Here is a 16,841-nt window from a genome sequence, read left to right on the forward strand (position 1 = left end):
GCCACGGCGGTCGGCAGGCCAGTCATCACAACTGGCCCAGCACCGGGGTGCTGACGCGTACGTCGGCGTTCTGGCCGCGATGGCGCAGCAGATGGTCCATCAACACGATCGCCATCATGGCCTCGGCGATCGGCGTGGCACGAATGCCCACGCACGGATCGTGGCGACCCTTGGTGATGACGTCCACGGGGTTGCCGTCGACGTCGATCGAACGACCCGGCGTGGTGATGCTCGACGTGGGCTTGAGTGCCAGGTGTGCAACGATCGGCTGGCCCGAAGAAATACCGCCGAGGATGCCGCCGGCATTGTTGCTGAGGAAACCTTGCGGGGTCAGTTCGTCGCGGTGCTCGGTGCCACGCTGGGCGACACAGGCGAAACCGGCACCGATTTCCACGCCCTTCACCGCGTTGATGCTCATCAGCGCGTGGGCCAGTTCGGCGTCGAGGCGGTCGAAGATCGGCTCGCCGAGGCCCGGCATCACGCCTTCGGCCACCACGGTGATCTTCGCGCCGACCGAATCCTGGTCCCGGCGCAACTGGTCCATGTAGACCTCCAGCTCCGGCACCTTGTCCGGGTCAGGGCTGAAGAACGCGTTCTGCTCCACCGACTCCCAGGTCTTGAACGGGATTTCGATCGGGCCCAATTGGCTCATGTAGCCACGGATCACGATGCCCTGGCTGGCCAGGTACTTCTTGGCGATCGCCCCCGCCGCCACGCGCATCGCGGTTTCCCGCGCCGAACTGCGACCGCCGCCGCGGTAATCGCGCTCGCCGTATTTATGGTGGTAGGTGTAGTCGGCGTGGGCCGGGCGGAACAGGTCCTTGATGGCCGAGTAGTCCTTGGACTTCTGGTCGGTGTTGCGGATCAGCAGGCCGATGGCGCAGCCGGTGGTACGACCTTCGAACACACCGGAGAGGATTTCGACTTCGTCGGCTTCCTGGCGCTGGGTGGTGTGGCGGCTGGTGCCGGGCTTGCGGCGGTCCAGGTCACGTTGCAGATCGTCCAGGGAAATCTCCAGGCCCGGCGGGCAGCCGTCGACAATGGCGACCAACGCCGGGCCATGGCTTTCGCCCGCGGTGGTGACAGTGAACAGCTTGCCGTAGGTATTGCCGGACATGCAGGGTGCTCCGTGAAATCGCTGAGATTCGTAATGGGCGCCAGTATACGCAGGCTCCCCGAGTAGTTCATCCTCGAACCTTATCGACGGCGGCCAGTCCAACCGCCATCTTCGCAACTAATGGCGTCATGATGTCAAGAGCGCTCGCCTTAAGCCTTATCCTGTTCACCAGCCTGCTTCCCGGCCTGGCCCAGGCCACCGTGCTGCAACGTCCCATCAGCCTCGATACCGGCAGCGGTGAGCTTTTCGGTTCGCTGTTGCTGCCCAAGTCCGACACGCCAGTGCCGGTTGTCCTGATCATTTCCGGGTCCGGTCCTACGGACCGCGACGGCAACAACCCCGAGGGCGGGCGCAACGACAGCCTCAAGCGCCTGGCTTGGGTGCTGGCCCGGCACAACATCGCCAGCGTGCGCTATGACAAGCGCGGCGTAGCCGCCAGCCTCGCGGCCACCCCGGACGAACGCAACCTCAGTGTCGACGCCTATGTGGCCGATGCCGTGGCCTGGAGCCGCAAACTGGCCGCCGACCCTCGTCTGGGCCCATTGATCCTGCTGGGCCACAGCGAAGGTGCGTTGATCGCCAGCCTCGCGGCGCCCCAGGCCAACGCGGCGGCGGTGATTTCCCTGGCCGGCAGCGCCCGCCCGATCGACCAGGTGCTGCGCCAGCAACTGAGCAATCGCCTGCCACCGCCGCTGATGCTGCGCAGCAATGAGTTGCTCGATAGCCTCAAGGCCGGTCGAGTCGATCCGAATGTCCCCGCGCCATTGCAAGTGATCTTCCGCCCCAGCGTGCAGCCGTACCTGATCTCGCTATTCCGCCAGGATCCGGCCCAGGCTTTCGCGGCGTTGAAGATGCCGGCCCTGATTATCCAGGGCAGCCATGACATTCAGGTCAGCGTCGATGACGCCAGGCGGTTGAAGGCCGTCAAGCCCGACGCCGTTCTGGTGCTGATCGAGGGCATGAACCATGTGATGCGCATCGTGCCCAGCGACATCAAGCGGCAAGTGGCCTCCTATCAGGACCCCAACCTGCCCCTGGCCGCCGAGCTCGGCACGCAAGTTCTGCGCTTTATTGACTCAATCGCCGCTCGTTAAGCGGATTTCGCTCCAGTCCTGGCAAAAACGGCCGATAACCCGAGTGTCGGACAGCGCGATAGCTGCCGACTCGCCGGCCTGACAGGACTTTGCCGTTATGACTGACACTGAAACTTCACCCGACACCGCTGCCGAAACAGCCGCCCCAGCCGCGGCGGAGTTGCCTTGGGCAGACGTGCAGGCTGAACATCACAAGATGCTCCGGCTGGCGCCGCTCAAGACCGACCGGACCACGGGTGCGCGGCCCCTGCGGTTTGTCGAATTCAACTATGCCGAGCGCCATAGCAAGGAACGCAGCCTGTTGCGCATGAGCATCCAGTTGCCGGGCCAGCGGGTGCGCAAGGAACAGAATCACTTGGACGTCTGGGCCGATCATGTCGAGAAACGCGTGTTTTTTTCGCCGGACAGCCTGCAAATCGAACCGCTGAACCGCGGCATCGGCCGTTTCCTTGCCGCCCAGGGCATCACCTGGGCGAAGAAACGCTGGTCCTCCTACCGGGTCGACGGCGCTGACCTGAACAACAAGGACGCGCTGAACGAAGACACCCGCCTGCGCCGCGATCGCTTTCTCAAGGCCCACGGTTTCGAGGTGGTCTACGCCGACGCCCAGCACCTCAAGGGCAGCGTCAAGCAAACCCAGGTCGGTGACCTGACCGGTGACTGGAACACCGAGAAGCTGCAGTTCGTGGAAATCCTCGAAGCCGCGCAGATGCTGCAACAAGCCGAGCAGAACCTGGCGGAACAGGAGGTCAAGCTCAAGCAGCAGGAAGAGAAGGTCAACAAGTTCAAGCGCGAAGACACTGGCCTGCGCTTCACCATTACCTGCCTGGTGGCGTTTGCCATGTTCCAGGCGGGGTTGCTGATCTGGATTGCGACGCGGCATTGATGGCCGGCTGGGAGGTCGCTGGCAAGTCACCTTGTGGCGAGGGGACTTATCCCCTCGCCACAGATGCGGTCACATCAGGAACAGGGATCAAACCCGCGAAGCGAACAACGCCTGATGCTCGCGGCACTGTTCGGCGCTGAGCATGAACACACCGTGCCCGCCGCGCTCGAAGTCCAGCCAGGCGAAATCGACTTCCGGGTACAACGCCTCGACATGAACCTGGCTGTTGCCCACTTCGACAATCAACAAGCCTTTTTCGGTCAGGTGGTCGGCCGCTTCGGCGAGCATCCGGCGCACCAGGTTCAAGCCGTCTTCGCCACAGGCCAGCCCCAGTTCCGGCTCGTGCTGGTACTCGGCCGGCATGTCGGCGAAATCTTCCGCGTCGACGTAGGGCGGGTTCGACACGATCAGGTCGAAACGCTGGCCCGGCAACCCGCCGAAGCCATCGCCCTGGACCGTGAACACCCGCTCATCGACACCATGGCGCTCGATGTTCTGGTTGGCCACTTCCAGCGCTTCGAACGACAGGTCGGCCAGCACCACTTCGGCCTCCGGGAACTCAAAGGCACAGGCGATCCCGATGCAGCCGGAACCGGTGCAGAGGTCGAGAATCCGTGCAGGCTCCTGGCCCAGCCACGGTTCAAAACGCTTTTCGATCAGCTCGCCGATGGGCGAGCGTGGAATGAGCACACGCTCGTCGACGATGAACGACATTCCGCAGAACCAGGCTTCACCCAGTAGGTAAGCGGCCGGAATACGTTCGGCGATACGTCGGCGCAGCAGGCGCTGCACATGGACCAATTCTTCGTCTTCAAGACGGCAATCCAAATAGCTGTCGGCAATTTCCCACGGCAGGTGCAACGCCCCCAACACCAGTTGGCGGGCTTCATCCCACGCATTGTCGGTGCCATGACCGAAAAACAGATCCTCCCCATGGAAACGGCTGACGGCCCAACGAATGTGGTCGCGCAGGGTGCGCAGGCGGGAAGTGATCACGGCGGTAACTCCTGGAAAATCGACGGGCGAGTCTACCAGCCAAACACGCCGCCACCCAAACCCGCGCCGAATACGAACGAAAAACACCGAGCCACCCGTAGGATTCGTCCCTTTTTTTCGCAACCCATTGAACAAGACATGCATCTTGACAAGGCTGTAGGCCAGCAACGACGGCCCTTGCAATGGAAGCGATTCACAGAACCGCTCAGCCAGAGGAGAATGTCGCAAAAGCCCCACCCGAAGGAGCCCCAGAATGTCCGTTCCAAAAACGATGTTTCAACTCAGCGGTCGTGGTTACGCGGCGGCCAACCTGAGTCAAGCGACCCTGATCATCATCGACGCCCAGAAAGAGTACCTCGCCGGCCCCCTGGCCCTGAGCGGCATGGACGCAGCGGTCGCGAACATCAAGCAATTGCTCGGCGCGGCCCGTGCCGCCGGCCGACCGATCGTTCATGTACGCCACCTGGGTACCCACGGCGGGCTGTTCGATCCACAGGGTGAGCGCGGGGAGTTCATTCCAGGCCTCGAACCCCAGGCTGACGAAACCGTCATCGGCAAGACGCTGCCCAGCGCCTTCCACGGTACCGAACTGAAAAAACGCCTGGAGGAATTCGGCCCCCTGGACCTGATCGTCTGCGGGTTCATGAGCCACTCCAGCGTCAGCACCACCGTGCGCGCGGCCAAGAACCTGGGCTTTCGCTGCACCCTGGTGGAAGACGCCTGCGCCACCCGCGACCTGCCGCACAAGGGCGGCGTGTTGAGCGCCGACCACGTGCACCAGACCGAAATGGCGATCATGGCGGACAACTTCGCCACCCTGGCCCTGACCCGCGATTTCGTCTGATCTCCCCTCGATGAGCGGCCAGCTTCGCCGCTCATCCGCAAAAATCTCTCATTTGCTAACCTCAGGAACAACCCGAACATCTTCCGGTCGAAGGGCCGATACCCATTGAGGAAGGTCGGAATGAAGTTATCCGATGGTTTTGACGCACGTCGCTTGCGGCCCAAGGGCCCGAGCAACTGGCGATTTCGTTTCGGCGCCGCCATCGCGGCGCTCCTGGCAACGCTGGGTGTACTGCTGGCCATGGCCGGTGCCGCCAGCCTGCTGGGCCGCCCTCCCGCGCTGGGCGAGTTGAACGCCACCCCAGTGGGTTCGGCGATCATCCTGGCGGTCGGTCTTTTCGTTCTGTTACTGGGTGTCTGGCTCTGGCGCCGCTGCCGCCGTCGCGCCCGCCAATCCCTGGAGCTGGCCATGGCTCCGCACCTGATGAAAAAGCACGACTGAAGCGCCATCCGACGTTTTTGTCGCGCCAGATCCCACCGCAGTTGGGTAAACTGGCCGACCTTCGCGGAGGCTGACATGCAAGACGACGACTTTTCCCTGTTCAAGAGTGCGATCCAGGGCGTAAAACCGATCAAACATGATCGCGCCGAGACCGGCAAACCCAAGACCGATCGCGCACAGATCGCCAAGCTGCGCCAGGCCGCCACCGTGCGCACCGAAACCACGACCGTGGACGGCTTGTCCGATCAGTTCGTGATCGACGTAGGACCGGAAGACGAGTTGATGTGGGCGCGCGACGGTGTCCAGGACAGCCAGATACGCAAGCTCAAGGCTGGCCAGATCCCCTTCGAAGGCAGCCTCGACCTGCACGGCATGAACGTCGAAAAGGCCCGGGAAACCCTCTGGGCCTTCCTCGCCGAAGCCACCCGCTTCGAAATCCGCTGCGTGCGCGTCACCCACGGCAAAGCCGTGCGGCTGGACGGCAAGCGGCCGATGATCAAGAGCCACGTCAACACCTGGCTACGCCAGCATCCGCAAGTGCTGGGCTTCACCTCCTGCCAGGCGAAACACGGTGGCGCCGGAGCGGTGTACGTGATGCTCAAGCGCACCATGATGGAAGGTCGCGACGAGTAGCGCGATTGCCGAGCTTGCAGCGCCGTGTCCGCCGCCGTACCCTTGCGCTTTGCTTAAAATCCCACAGGTAGTTTCATGTCTCTGGAACAGAATTACACCGCGATTCTCGGCCAACTGGGTGAGGACGTCTCCCGCGAGGGCCTGCTCGACACGCCCAAGCGTGCTGCCAAGGCCATGCAGTACCTCTGCCGCGGTTATGAGCAGACCCTGGAAGAAGTCACCAACGGTGCCTTGTTCAGCTCCGACAACAGCGAGATGGTGCTGGTCAAGGACATCGAGCTGTACTCGCTGTGCGAGCATCACCTGCTGCCGTTCATCGGCAGGGCCCACGTGGCCTACATCCCGAGCGGCAAGGTGCTGGGGCTGTCGAAGGTCGCGCGTATCGTCGACATGTATGCCCGTCGCCTGCAGATCCAGGAAAACCTCAGCCGCCAGATCGCCGATGCGGTCCAGAAGGTGACCGGCGCCCTGGGTGTGGCGGTGGTGATCGAGGCCAAGCACATGTGCATGATGATGCGCGGCGTGGAAAAGCAGAACTCCTCGATGATCACCTCGGTGATGCTCGGCGAATTCCGGGAAAACGCCGCCACTCGCAGCGAATTCCTCAGCCTCATCAAGTAACCTGGGGCACGAAGAAAACCGGCATCGATCGCCGGTTTTTTTTCGCCTGCGAAAAATCAGGTAAGCTGCGCGCCCTCCTTTTCCTGCCACGAGACTTATCCCGTGATCGTCAAAGCGCTTCGTGTTGGCCTGGGCCAGCTCATCATCTTCATCGATTTCATCACCCGCCCTGGCAAGCAAAAGCGTCCGGCCGAGGCCCAGGCGCAGGTTGACCAGGCCGCCCGCGGCCTGACGTTGTACCAGTTCCACGCCTGCCCGTTCTGCGTGAAAACCCGCCGCACCCTGCGCCGCCTCAACGTACCGGTGGCCCTTCGCGATGCGAAGAACAACGAGCAAGACCGCCAGACACTGCTGGAGCAAGGCGGCAAGATCAAGGTGCCGTGCCTGCGCATCGAAGAAAACGGCCAGACCACCTGGATGTATGAGTCCAAGGTGATCATTGATTACCTGGACAAGCGATTTGCGGCAGCCTGATCCCTTTGTACCGGGCCCAAGGGCCTCATCACGAGCCTGCTCGCGATAGGGCCCGCCCGATTATCGCGCCACTCAGGCCGCTTGCACCGCCAATGCTTCGCGCACCACCCCCGCCAACCGCTTGAGCCCTTCATCCAGCCGTGTCGGCTCGATGTGACTGAAATTCAGACGCAAGTGCCCGAGGTGCTTGTCCGGCTCGGGAAAGAACGGCTCCCCCGGCATGAACGCCACGTCTGCCGCCAGCGCGGCGGTGAGCAAGGTGCGGGTGTCCAGCGGTTGCTTGAGGGTCAGCCAGAAAAACAGCCCGCCCTGGGGCATGTTCCAGTCCGCGATGTCGGCAAAATGCGTGTGCAACGCTGCCTGGAACCGGTCACGACGCTCCCGGTAGAAAGCCCTCAACTCACTCAGGTGGCTGCGGTACCGCTCGGTGCCGATCCATTGCAGCGCCTGCCATTGGCCGATGCGATTGGTGTGCAGATCCGCGGATTGCTTGAGCCGCAGCAGGTGCGGGAACAGATCCGGGCTGGCGATCAGGTAGCCCACCCGCAACCCCGGCAACAGGGTTTTCGACACCGTGCCAGTGTAGATCCAACTGGCCTTCTTCAAGCGACTGACGATCGGCGTGGCACGGCCCTCGTCGAAAGTCAGCTCGCGGTAGGGTTCGTCCTCGATCAGGGTGACGCCAAACTCATCCAGCAGCGCCGCCACGGCGTCGCGCTTGGCCTCGCTGTAGCGCACCGCCGACGGGTTCTGGAACGTGGGGATCAGGTAGATGAATGCCGGCCGATGGCGCTCCAGCCGGGCACGCAACTGCCGCAGGTCCGGGCCGTCGGCCTCCAGCGGGACGGTGATGCAATCGGCGCCGAACAGCTGGAAAATCTGCAGGGCCGCCAGGTACGTCGGTGCTTCCAGCATGATTTCGGTGCCGACGTCGATATGCAGCTTCGCCGCCAGGTCGAGGGTTTGCTGGGAGCCGCTAACCACCAGCACCTGACTCGCCTCGCAGGCCAGGCCCAACGACCGCGCCTGCGCCGCCAAGGCTTCACGCAATGCCGGTTCACCTTCGCTCATGCCGTATTGCCCCATGGACACCGGCATGGCGCCCCACTCCACCTTCGGCAACATGGCTTCGGCCGGCAAACCTCCCGCGAACGACATCACTTCAGGGCGCTGGGCCGCCGCGAGGATTTCTCGGATCAGAGAACTTTTGAGGCGCGAGACACGTTCGGAAAAAGCCATGGGATCACCTGTAGCGGGGCCTTGGAGAAATGAGTCAAACTGATTGACCAAAATTACTCTGCCCCTTCTGGATACGTCAATATGCTTGACCTTAAAAACCCCACTTCTCAGCAAATGGCCATGGAAGCGTTCTTTTTCGGTTATCAGGCGTTCACCGCCAAGGCCGATGAAATGCTCGAGCGTCGCGGGTTGAGCCGGGTGCATCAGCGCATCGTGTTTTTCATCGCCCGCTACCCGTCATTGAGCATGAAGGAACTGCTGCATTTGCTGGGCGTGAGCAAGCAGGCCCTGAACATACCGTTGCGCCAGTTGATGGAAATGCACCTGGTCAACAGCCTCGCCTGCGAGACCGACAAGCGTAAGCGGCTGCTGGAACTGACCGCCGAAGGCGAACGCCTCGAGCAGGCATTGCGACGTGAGCAGGTGAAATTGCTCGAGCGGGTGTTTGCCGAAGCTGGGGAAGAGGCGGTGAATGGCTGGTTGGCGGTGAACCAGGCACTGGGCAAGGGCCAGACATCCGCCGCTTGAATGCGATATATCCCTATCGCTCAGACATTTAGTCGACAACACAGAAAACATTATTTGCATTATTTGTATACAAAAGCATAATTCGCCTCGTGCGAGTTCCTGACCAACAAGTCAACAAACTTCGCCAGCCTTACCTGCCTCAGCGCATCGCAGCCATCCTCCAGGACAGCGCGGTGCTGGAAATAACAATAAGACTCTTGAGGAGTACTCGCTGTGGAAAGCCGCAAACCCAACGCCCGGACGCTGGACCTCTCGCCGCCCCTACGCAGTGGCTGGCTGGAGCGCATCTTCAAACTCAGCTTGCACGGCACCACGGTGAAGACCGAGCTGATCGCCGGCCTGACGACCTTCATCACCATGGCCTACATCATCTTCGTCAACCCCAACATCATGGCCGACGCCGGCATCGATCATGGCGCCGCCTTCGTCGCCACCTGCATCGCCGCCGCCCTGGGTTGCCTGTTGATGGGCCTGTACGCCAACTGGCCGGTGGGCCTGGCGCCGGGCATGGGCCTGAATGCGTTCTTCACCTACACCGTGGTCGGCACCATGGGCTACCACTGGGAAACCGCGTTGGGCGCGGTGTTCGTTTCCGGTGTGCTGTTCATGGTCCTGACCCTATCACGAGTGCGCGAATGGCTGCTCAATAGCATCCCGGTAAGCCTGCGGTTCGCCATGGGCGCGGGGGTCGGCTTGTTCCTCGGGCTGATCGGCCTGAAGACCGCCGGGATCATCGTCGACAGCCCCGCGACACTGATCAAGCTCGGTTCGTTGCGTGAGCCCGGTCCGCTGCTGGCCGCCGTGTGCTTCCTGATGATCGCCGTGCTCAGTTATCACCGCGTCTTCGGCGCGATCCTCATCAGCATCATCGCCGTGACCCTGGCCGGTTGGGGCCTGGGGTTAGTGCAGTACAACGGCGTGATGTCAACGCCACCGAGCCTGGCCCCGACCTGGATGGCCATGGACGTGGCCGGCGTGTTCAACGTCAGCATGATCAGCGTGGTGTTGGCCTTCTTGTTCGTGCACATGTTCGACACCGCCGGCACCCTGATGGGCGTCGCCCAGCGTGCCGGACTGGTGAAAACCGATGGCAAGATCGAGAACCTGTCCCGTGCCTTGAAAGCCGACAGCGCCTCCAGCGTGTTCGGTGCCATGGTCGGCGTGCCGCCGGTAACCAGCTACGTGGAAAGCGCCGCCGGTGTGGCCGCGGGCGGGCGGACGGGGCTTACCGCGGTGACCGTCGGCGTGTTATTTATTGCCGCGATGTTCTTTGCGCCACTGGCCGGGATGATTCCGGCCTACGCCACGGCAGGTGCCTTGATCTATGTCGCCATGCTGATGATGGGCGGCATGGCCCACATCGAATGGGACGAGGCGACCGACAGCATCCCGGCCATCGTCACGGCCATCATGATGCCGCTGACCTTCTCGGTCGCCGATGGTATCGCGCTGGGCTTCATTACCTATGTGGTGCTCAAGGCCTGCACCGGTAAACGCAAGGACATTTCCGTCAGCCTGTGGGTGCTCTGTGGGATTTTCATCGCCAAGTTCATCTTCTTGTAAGCGACACCGAATCTAATCGCCTCACCCTTCGGGTGAGGCTTTTGTACATCAGGAGCAAAAGCAATGAATCTGGAAACCTGGCTGTTGTTCAGTGGCGCCGCGCTGGTGGTGATCCTCATTCCCGGCCCGCTGTCGTTGTTGATGATCGGCAACAGCCTGAACTACGGCCTGCGCCGCTCGTATCCGGCGTTTCTCGGCGGCGTGTTCGCCTCGATCTGCCTGTTGAGTGCCTCGGCGCTGGGGCTCGGTGCATTGCTGCTGGCCTCGGAAAAGTTGTTCAGTGCGTTGAAGATCGTCGGTGCGCTGTACCTGTTCTACCTGGCCTGGCAGAGCTGGCAGCAATCGCGCCAACCCTCCCAAGGCGCCGAAGTGCCTCAGGCCGCCGCCGTGCCGCGCTTTCGCGCGCTGTTTGGCCGGGCATTCGTGCTGGGCGCCAGTAACCCGAAGGACATCCTGTTCTTCGCCGCGTTCCTGCCACAGTTCCTGAGCGCCGAACAAGCGTTCCTGCCCCAACTGCTGATCATGATCGCCACCTGGACCGTCCTCGACCTGCTGTGCAAGCTGGCCTACGGCCTCGGTGCCCATGGCGCGGCACGTTACCTGCGCACCGGCAGAGGCCAGAGCTGGTTCAACCGGATCAGTGCCGGGCTGTTTGGTGGTGCGGGGACGGCCTCCCTGATTTCCGTCCATTGACCCCCTGGCTTTGCGAAATGGCCTCGTCTTTTCACTTGAGGCTTTCGCAAAACATAGCAACAACCCATTGATGTACACCCCTCCGGCAAACCTCTTACATATAGGGCCATTCATCATCGTTGAACAAGGACGTTCACAATGGCCAAGGTTTTCCAGCCCGGCTCAGCACCTGAGGAGCACGCCGTAGTCATTACGGATCTGGGCTTGCGTACAAATGAACACACGGTCGAGACACTTGATTTCAAGGCCATCGACAGGACGCAGCCGAGCCTGGAGCACAAGCGACGACGGGCCCGACTTGAAGTCGTCGACAAACTCTACGGCCCCCTCTCCATCGGCTGTGTGACCGTCACCCGCTCTGCCCTCGACGCGCTGGGCGCAACGACCGACGGACAGCCGCTCAACGCCGACAATACTTTTTTCCGCCACTCCAATCGTTTTTTCGTGAACTCGTTGCAGTTCAACGCGAGCGATATAGAAGCACATCTGAAACTGACCACCGATACAAACGATTACCGGCTGCCAACGCTGCTGTTTGAAATGGCCAGCCAGCGCTCTCCCTCCGCGCCCCCCTTGTTGAGGGAAGATCCTGAAGCACAGGCTGAACCCGCCAGCTACCGAAGCTCCCTTGAGAAGCTGCTCCTATCTGCCCAAAAGCTCGACATCCACGGGCTTTCCCATAAAACACCCTCCCATCAAGCACTCAGTTGGATCAGCACAGCCAAGAGCAATGTCCTCATTCCCACGGGGATTGGCCTTCAGGCCTTCGGAATCTACAGCGGCCTGCGAGGCCTGCAGGACGCCATCCGCAACAAGGACGCCTATCAGACGCTTTTCAATGGCAGCAGCGTGGCTGCCGAGTTCGCTTCAATCGGTGTCGAAGCGGCCGTCACCCGGCAAGCCACCCACATGATCAAGGCCGGCCAGCGTTCCCTCGGAGATTTCGCCAAGACCACATTCGCCACACGGCTGGCCCGTGGCAGTGCCCTGATTGCCAGCGTGCTCACGCTGCCTTTCGATATCATCGCCGCCGTCGACTCTTTCAAGGCCGCCGGCCAGGCCACCGGTAAAGAGGCCACCGACCATTACGTCAGCGCAGCCTTGAGCGTCACCAGCGCCGCCATGACCGTGACTATCGGCCTGGCGGCGCTGGCGGGGTTTGGCTCAGCCGGTCCCGTGGGCCTGGCGGCGGGGCTTATCCTGCTGGTTGGATCACAAATCTGGGGGGCGATTCGTCAAGTCGATGAAATCGACGACTACATTGAACTCACCGTACATGAGCGCCTGCGCACCGGTTGGTTCGCCTTCTGGGGAATCGAGGCTGACCGGGATATCCAGGATCGCTACATCATCGCCAAGGCCAGCGCCGAACATAGCAAGCTGCTGCAAGCCAATGCCCGAAACCTGCTCAAAGGGCCCCTGAAAGACAGCACAGAGGCGATCGTCAACGGCACATTCACCGTGGAGCTCGAACCGGTAACGTACAACACCTGGAACTGGTGGACCGGTAAAACGTACCAGGTGACGACAGTACGCCCCCGAATCAAAGACAGCGACGACCGGATCGATGCACGTAGCGGCGTCAATGCCGAGACGCCCGGTGCAGTCATTGAAACGGCGGGGGAACACAAGGACATCCATTGGTATATCGGCGGGGGCAACGACACCGTCACAGGCGTCGAGAACAAGCCGAACGTCTTCCACTACAGCGCCGGAATCAAGCACCTGACCGGAGGCATGAAAGATGACGTCTTTGTCTTCGAGGGCTCGACGCAAACCCTCGATGAAAGCGCCCCCCGTTCAGCGAATACACTGATAGGCGGCTTGGGCAATGACACTCTCATCTTATCGGGCCGTGCCCGCGACAGTAGGGCGCCGCGACAGGGTTATCACGTCGACCTGGACGCCGGGCACGTGTTCATCATTACCCAGGCAAGTGATGGCAAAGAAAGCGGGCGTTATCGCCATGCAGTCCTTGAAAGCATTGAAAACATAGAAATTCCGGAGGGTGGCGCCAACATCATCAAGGGCACATCCGGCTCGAACATCATCAAGTCCCGCGGCAATGACGACATCGACGCCGGTGCCGGCGATGACCGGATTTTCATCCTCAATGGCAGTAACCGCAACGCAGACGGCGGACCGGGCAATGACGTCTACGCCATTGCCCATAAACCGGGTTGTGTCTTCATCACCGAAGACGGCACCGGCAACAGCGTCATTGCACTGGACTGGCGAGCCGATCTGATCGAAAGCTGGCGAATCGAAGAAAATAACCTGGTGGTGACTTCAGGCTTCGATGCCAATGACCTGGAACTTCGCAAAGTCATCCTCCGAAAAGTCTACGCCGATGGCGATTATCCAAGGGCCCTGCAAAACAATCGACTGACGTTCATTACCCGGGATGGCTACCACCTGGCACCCGACCTACCCGACACGATCGAACACAGCGGTCCGCTCGATATAGAAACCGTGGTAATGCAGCAAGGAACACCACGACACCCCTTAATCCTGAATGATCGAAGCGAATGGAATATCGCCCATGACCAAGACACGAGCTGTTTTGTTTCGCGTCTTAATGAACTCACCACGCTTAACATCAAACACAAGAGCACATTTTCCACTGCGCTTTATCTGGACTATGCCGCCGCCGAGCTGACACGTATCGAAGCTCATTACAGTGCCTACGCCACCGAGCAAGAGGGGATAGAGACCATACGATATGGTGCATGTGGCCTGACGCTGCACTTTGGTACGCACCGAGTGCTCTTGAACAACCTGGCAAGTTCCGACGAGCGCTATAGCGCAAAACATCCGAAGACAGATCGGCGCGTATTATCTGCCTTGGCTTCGCAGCATACGGTTACGCTCATCCTGAATGACGGGGCGTCTTATCGCCTGGTCCCTCCCTCGCCCGACTATGGATTGTTACTGGACAAGACATTCGTAAATAAGGAACCGGTGAAGTGGACGACAGAAATTACGCTGCCACTCACACCGACAAAAAAGAAATGCCGCTTTTTATACCCTCTGGACAAGAAAGCACACGCCATGGGCCGTTGGGCAACGTGCGCCATGCTCACATCCCCCGCGCAACAGACAGGCATTGAAGTCCTGATGGGCCAAGGCGCCCGCTACCTTGTTCACCTGAGCCCGAACATGGCCCTGCGCCTGTCCACGCCAGGTGCACTGGCCAGCGCAAATCCCCGCTTACCCCATGCCTCCCTGTGGGAACTGGACGCCACGCACCTGGGTCAAGTCGGTATCGAACTGTCCTCCAACCTGCTGCGCATTGGCGCGACCGTGATCCATCTTCCCGTCCATGAAGCTGACGATCTGGTCGATCAGATACGTGTCATCACTGCGCAAGGCGTCGTCCATGCGGTCGATAGTCTGTTCGAGCGGGTTTATGTGCAAGCGCTGGATGGCCGGTATTTTTCCCCGCTCACCGATCCCGACACAGCATGGCCCGGCGAACTGTCCAACCTGACACGCCAAGAGCTGAAAGTACTTCACGTGGCCCTCAAGGACGGGACGCCCGGCCACTTGAGTTATAACCTCAAGACCCGCCAGTGGATCCTCGATACCGATAAGTCTCGGGTCATCAAGGCGACGGATCTGAAAAAGACCAGCCTGTGCGAACACCACCTCAAGATCTATCAGCAGTTGGCGCGTGAAGGCCTCAAACAGACTCCACCGCTGAATGAAGAGGCACTTCGTTCGTTGCACGCAAAGTGCGTGGAGTTCATGGAACGCTTCGCGTTCGAGAACTCGATGATATTGGCCCAAGCGTTATCGCTGAATGCGGCCTTCGGCATAAGGTTCGCTCGACTGGGAGAAATCCTCTCATTGGGTGAAGCCGCTGCCAGACATGCCTCGCCTTGACACTTCTTCGACCGTTTCCCCAGACGCTATATATATGTAGTGCACCCACCCATTGAGTTCGCGCGAACATCTTTCAAGCCCTTGGCCTGTCGAACTGCTCGCGGTACGACAGGCCATTAGCTTCACGGCCGCATAAAGATCATCGGCTTCTTTCGAACTCCAGAGCGCACTTCAATGAGTCCAAAACGAAACACCCGGCCCAATATTCCAAAATCGCCCCCTGATACCCCTCCTGCCCATCGCGATCCGACACTGGAAACCTTGCCCAGAAATCCCACGCCGGAGGATGGAACCGCTCAGGCCACCTTCTCGCCACCCGAACGGCAAGCGCAACCCCCTGAATCACGCCCCCCGGCCGTTCAGATAGCCGAGATCGCATCGCAGACAACCGTCAGTGAAGCGCCACACTCGGTATCGCTGGACAATTATTACCTTTCACCCGAGCTGGTCCCCATGCTATCGGAGCCAGACACAGCCTCCGGGATCCGAACGTTCCGGACACGCACTTATGTCGAGCTTTCAGAGGGTGGGACGGTGCTGCTTGGGCGTGACGCCGACCAGCATTACAGGGCCCGGTCCAGCAGCGAACTCGTCGCCTCCGGCCCTCGCCTGGAGCAAATGGAAGGCAGCCACCTGTGGCGTCGGATTCCACATCACGACGTGACGCTCAGCAGCGATTCCAATCCCGCCTCTACGCCCCCCAAACTCACCGATGACGAGTGGTCAGAAGGAGGGGCTTCCAAACGTCCGCGCCCATCAACCTCACAAAGCGCAGAAACACAGAGCGCCCCGGCGTTCGGGAAGAACTGGGGACTCGACCCACGGTTCACCCTGTCGCAATTCGTCACCCTGGACAATGTCCACTACAAGGTGGTGACAAGCCTCAACGCCCGTGAGCATCCGATCATCTACATTCAGTCGCCCGCCCATCCCGTTTATGACTTCGATCTGCTGGAGGCCATCCTCAGGCACACCCCCGACGAACAACCGCGCAGTGCGATACAAGTTCCGCCGGACAACCATTGGGTCATCGATACCAGGCTTCCTTTCGAAAAAACCCTCACGGCCTATGTCAGGGATGCTTTTCCAGAGATCACGACCGTCACCCTGGAAAACATCGCGAGAAAACAGTTCGAACTCGCCAATAACTCAGAGTTCGCTGAGGCGGCGGGCTTAACCGCACTGCGGCAGATTTTCCACAGCTGGAAAAACGCGACCCCATCGCCGCATCCGCAATGGTCCGATCCGTTATTGATGCTGACCACGCTGGCAACCTCTTCATCCGCCCGAGGCACCGCCCGTTCGATCGCCCTGCCCCTCCCTTCCACGAAAGGGACACTGGACCGGCTGGACTTCGATCCCCTGCGATTCCAGCAACAGTGGAATTACTTCCTTTCGACCTACACGCCCGTGGATCTCAAACGTTTCATGGCCGGTCTTCTGAGACGCAATGGTTACACCGTGATGGAGCCCAGCTCTTACAGCAGCTTTCCAGCGCTGGTATTCCAACGAGCGGGGCATGACTTTGTATTTTTCCTCAGTCTGCATCGAACCAGAATCCCGAAGATTTCCCTGCCGGGGTACACCGATCCCAATGTCGCCGGCGTCCTGCTGGAGAATCAGGTCGGCGAAGCCGCTGCGAAAGTCGTCAGGGACGCCCACCATGCCAACAAGGTGATCTGGCTCAAAGGCGGTACCGAAATCCGCCCAGGCATTGCGGACACGGTCTTTATCATCCGCGACGACAATTCCAGGCTGTAGGCACCCGACATAAAAAAGCCCGCAGTGTGGGCGGGCAAAAACCAAAGAAGCAGTATGCGCAGTCGC

General features: G+C 60.7%; 15 protein-coding genes. 12 read left to right on the forward strand and 3 right to left on the reverse strand.

Annotated features, from left to right (window positions below; translation table 11 throughout):
* Positions 1-25: 25 nt before the first annotated feature.
* Positions 26-1,117, reverse strand: coding sequence for a chorismate synthase (gene aroC / locus N4Q37_RS21795; protein ID WP_260961691.1), 1,092 nt, complete (start codon positions 1,115-1,117; stop codon positions 26-28).
* A gap of 128 nt (positions 1,118-1,245) precedes the next feature.
* Here aroC and N4Q37_RS21800 point away from each other — a divergent pair, with 128 nt between their 5' ends.
* A complete protein-coding gene (locus N4Q37_RS21800) occupies positions 1,246-2,211 on the forward strand; it encodes an alpha/beta hydrolase (protein ID WP_260961692.1) in 966 nt (321 codons plus the stop codon).
* A 97-nt stretch (positions 2,212-2,308) separates the two neighbouring features.
* Positions 2,309-3,097 carry a hypothetical protein gene (locus N4Q37_RS21805; protein ID WP_260961693.1) on the forward strand — a complete coding sequence of 263 codons (789 nt, stop codon included), beginning with the start codon at positions 2,309-2,311 and terminating at the stop codon, positions 3,095-3,097.
* A gap of 87 nt (positions 3,098-3,184) precedes the next feature.
* Here N4Q37_RS21805 and prmB read toward each other — a convergent pair whose 3' ends face one another.
* Positions 3,185-4,093, reverse strand: coding sequence for a 50S ribosomal protein L3 N(5)-glutamine methyltransferase (gene prmB, locus N4Q37_RS21810; RefSeq protein ID WP_260961695.1), 909 nt, complete (start codon positions 4,091-4,093; stop codon positions 3,185-3,187).
* A gap of 253 nt (positions 4,094-4,346) precedes the next feature.
* On the opposite strand from prmB, the gene N4Q37_RS21815 reads away from it, so the two are divergent.
* The 5 genes from N4Q37_RS21815 to N4Q37_RS21835 all read left to right on the forward strand — a co-directional run bounded on the left by N4Q37_RS21815 (position 4,347) and on the right by N4Q37_RS21835 (position 7,106).
* Positions 4,347-4,937 carry a cysteine hydrolase family protein gene (locus tag N4Q37_RS21815; RefSeq protein WP_260961696.1) on the forward strand — a complete coding sequence of 197 codons (591 nt, stop codon included), beginning with the start codon at positions 4,347-4,349 and terminating at the stop codon, positions 4,935-4,937.
* Between the two features lie 120 nt (positions 4,938-5,057).
* Positions 5,058-5,378 (forward strand): hypothetical protein, encoded by a 321-nt coding sequence (locus N4Q37_RS21820; protein WP_260961697.1) that lies wholly within the window; start codon positions 5,058-5,060, stop codon positions 5,376-5,378.
* A 75-nt stretch (positions 5,379-5,453) separates the two neighbouring features.
* A complete protein-coding gene (locus N4Q37_RS21825) occupies positions 5,454-6,011 on the forward strand; it encodes a Smr/MutS family protein (protein WP_260961699.1) in 558 nt (185 codons plus the stop codon).
* A 75-nt stretch (positions 6,012-6,086) separates the two neighbouring features.
* Positions 6,087-6,632 (forward strand): GTP cyclohydrolase I FolE, encoded by a 546-nt coding sequence (gene folE, locus N4Q37_RS21830; RefSeq protein ID WP_260961700.1) that lies wholly within the window; start codon positions 6,087-6,089, stop codon positions 6,630-6,632.
* 102 nt (positions 6,633-6,734) lie between these two features.
* Entirely contained in the window at positions 6,735-7,106 is a 372-nt protein-coding gene (locus tag N4Q37_RS21835; protein ID WP_260961701.1) for a glutathione S-transferase N-terminal domain-containing protein, read from the forward strand.
* 72 nt (positions 7,107-7,178) lie between these two features.
* Here N4Q37_RS21835 and N4Q37_RS21840 read toward each other — a convergent pair whose 3' ends face one another.
* Complete coding sequence (locus N4Q37_RS21840) at positions 7,179-8,345, reverse strand: aminotransferase-like domain-containing protein (RefSeq protein WP_260961702.1); 1,167 nt, start codon at positions 8,343-8,345, stop codon at positions 7,179-7,181.
* An 81-nt stretch (positions 8,346-8,426) separates the two neighbouring features.
* Between N4Q37_RS21840 and N4Q37_RS21845 the strand changes: the two genes are divergently transcribed.
* The 5 genes from N4Q37_RS21845 (at position 8,427) to N4Q37_RS21865 (ending at position 16,775) form a co-directional block, all read left to right on the forward strand.
* On the forward strand, positions 8,427-8,873 hold the full coding sequence (locus tag N4Q37_RS21845) for a MarR family winged helix-turn-helix transcriptional regulator (protein WP_260961703.1): 447 nt from the start codon (positions 8,427-8,429) through the stop codon (positions 8,871-8,873).
* 213 nt (positions 8,874-9,086) lie between these two features.
* Positions 9,087-10,436, forward strand: coding sequence for an NCS2 family permease (locus tag N4Q37_RS21850; protein ID WP_260961704.1), 1,350 nt, complete (start codon positions 9,087-9,089; stop codon positions 10,434-10,436).
* Between the two features lie 63 nt (positions 10,437-10,499).
* Positions 10,500-11,129 carry a LysE family translocator gene (locus tag N4Q37_RS21855; RefSeq protein ID WP_260961705.1) on the forward strand — a complete coding sequence of 210 codons (630 nt, stop codon included), beginning with the start codon at positions 10,500-10,502 and terminating at the stop codon, positions 11,127-11,129.
* Positions 11,130-11,267: 138 nt separating this feature from the next.
* Positions 11,268-15,014, forward strand: a complete 3,747-nt coding sequence (locus N4Q37_RS21860; protein ID WP_260961706.1) for a calcium-binding protein — start codon at positions 11,268-11,270, stop codon at positions 15,012-15,014.
* A 174-nt stretch (positions 15,015-15,188) separates the two neighbouring features.
* On the forward strand, positions 15,189-16,775 hold the full coding sequence (locus tag N4Q37_RS21865; protein ID WP_260961707.1) for a hypothetical protein: 1,587 nt from the start codon (positions 15,189-15,191) through the stop codon (positions 16,773-16,775).
* The last annotated feature ends 66 nt before the right edge of the window (positions 16,776-16,841 follow it).

It is taken from the genome of Pseudomonas citri (genome assembly GCF_025336485.1).
In the GTDB taxonomy this organism is placed as follows: Bacteria; Pseudomonadota; Gammaproteobacteria; order Pseudomonadales; family Pseudomonadaceae; genus Aquipseudomonas; species Aquipseudomonas citri.

Bases quoted from the DNA above. Each gene is read 5' to 3' on its own strand.
- aroC (WP_260961691.1), bottom strand. From the start codon at position 1,117: ATGTCCGGCAATACCTACGGCAAGCTGTTCACTGTCACCACCGCGGGC.
- N4Q37_RS21800 (WP_260961692.1), top strand. From the start codon at position 1,246: ATGATGTCAAGAGCGCTCGCCTTAAGCCTTATCCTGTTCACCAGCCTG.
- N4Q37_RS21805 (WP_260961693.1), top strand. From the start codon at position 2,309: ATGACTGACACTGAAACTTCACCCGACACCGCTGCCGAAACAGCCGCC.
- N4Q37_RS21815 (WP_260961696.1), top strand. From the start codon at position 4,347: ATGTCCGTTCCAAAAACGATGTTTCAACTCAGCGGTCGTGGTTACGCG.
- N4Q37_RS21820 (WP_260961697.1), top strand. From the start codon at position 5,058: ATGAAGTTATCCGATGGTTTTGACGCACGTCGCTTGCGGCCCAAGGGC.
- N4Q37_RS21825 (WP_260961699.1), top strand. From the start codon at position 5,454: ATGCAAGACGACGACTTTTCCCTGTTCAAGAGTGCGATCCAGGGCGTA.
- folE (WP_260961700.1), top strand. From the start codon at position 6,087: ATGTCTCTGGAACAGAATTACACCGCGATTCTCGGCCAACTGGGTGAG.
- N4Q37_RS21840 (WP_260961702.1), bottom strand. From the start codon at position 8,345: ATGGCTTTTTCCGAACGTGTCTCGCGCCTCAAAAGTTCTCTGATCCGA.
- N4Q37_RS21845 (WP_260961703.1), top strand. From the start codon at position 8,427: ATGCTTGACCTTAAAAACCCCACTTCTCAGCAAATGGCCATGGAAGCG.
- N4Q37_RS21855 (WP_260961705.1), top strand. From the start codon at position 10,500: ATGAATCTGGAAACCTGGCTGTTGTTCAGTGGCGCCGCGCTGGTGGTG.
- N4Q37_RS21860 (WP_260961706.1), top strand. From the start codon at position 11,268: ATGGCCAAGGTTTTCCAGCCCGGCTCAGCACCTGAGGAGCACGCCGTA.
- N4Q37_RS21865 (WP_260961707.1), top strand. From the start codon at position 15,189: ATGAGTCCAAAACGAAACACCCGGCCCAATATTCCAAAATCGCCCCCT.